This window comes from Aquiflexum sp. (assembly GCF_977115555.1).
This window is the reverse complement of the sequence record NZ_CDSBKL010000656.1, coordinates 1-1220: the sequence shown is the minus strand read 5'-3', so window position 1 is coordinate 1220 and position 1220 is coordinate 1. Positions and strand designations below refer to the sequence as shown.

Sequence of the window (1220 nt, the reverse complement as noted above, 5' to 3'; positions counted from 1 at the left end):
TACGGAACAGGTGAATTGATCAAAAAAGCGGTTGAATCAGGAGTCAAACATGTTATTTTAGGTTTGGGGGGAAGTGCGACCATAGATTTAGGTTTAGGGATTTTAAGAGGTTTGGGTTTTCTGTTTTTGGATGAAAACGGAAGAGAAATCCCTGTTTTTTCGGAAGGATTCATTTCTAATATCAGGCATATCCAAAGCCCAATTCCCAAACCTGCCATCAGGTTTACCTGCCTTTGTGATGTCAACAATTACTTCTTTGGCAAAGAAGGAGCCATTCCTGTTTTCGGTCCCCAAAAAGGATTGGAAAACAAAGATTTGGGAGCCTTCGAAAAAGAATGTTCCAATGTTTTGGATTTGATGGCAAAAAAGTCCGGCAAGGAAATTCCCGACAGAACAAGTTTTGGTGCAGCAGGGGGTATTGCCTTTGGGCTTTCATTCTTTTTTCCGGTTGAAATAGAAATGGGCGCAAAATGGTTTTTTGAAAAAGTTGGTATGGAATCCAAAGTCATGTCTTCAGATATCATCATCACAGGAGAAGGACGCTATGACACCCAATCAGCTTCCGGCAAAGGAAGTTATGAACTGCTGCAGTTGGCAAGAAAACATGGTAAGAAATCAGTTTTGATCACTTCCGGAAACGGTGGAAAAGGTTCTGGTTTTGACCAAGTAATCCAACTGCCTGAGCTGGATTTCGATTTGGATGATTTTAGGGAAAAGGCTAGGATAAGTTTATTTGAAGCCATAGCTAAGGGAATATGAAATCTCATATTTGATTAAGTTTTTTCGACTTTTTGAATATCCATATCTCAACAATATCCTAAAGATTTTACTTTGTCACTCGCTGTCTTATTTCTTAAAAATCAAATTGGATTATTTAAGTCAAGTCAGTATGTTTACTGATATCTTAACAAATTAATTTCAATAAACTCCAGCTCCTGAAGTAGAGAAAGACCAAGGATTTAAAAAGAAAATCGTGAGGGTAAAATCCCTGAATCCCTAAATCATTATCACTGAAAGTTTTAGCAATTGAAATGGTGCAAAATAAGAAAATAAACGTACAAGGAACTGAAATTACCATTTTTAGAGCAGAATCAGACGATTTTGTTTCCCTGACGGACATTGCCAAATTTAAAGACTCTTCTCATACTGTTAGCATTATTCAAAATTGGTTAAGAAACAGAAATACAATAGAATTGCTCGGTTTTTCGGAGCAAATATAC

At 36.9% G+C, this 1220-nt stretch carries 2 protein-coding genes; both read left to right on the top strand.

The features are described from left to right. The coding region (locus ACZFYI_RS20480) for a glycerate kinase (RefSeq protein WP_462525968.1) at positions 1-759 on the top strand (759 nt) is incomplete at its 5' end. Positions 760-1031: 272 nt separating this feature from the next. Then, positions 1032-1220: KilA-N domain-containing protein (locus ACZFYI_RS20475; protein ID WP_462525967.1), on the top strand; the 189-nt coding region annotated here is incomplete at its 3' end.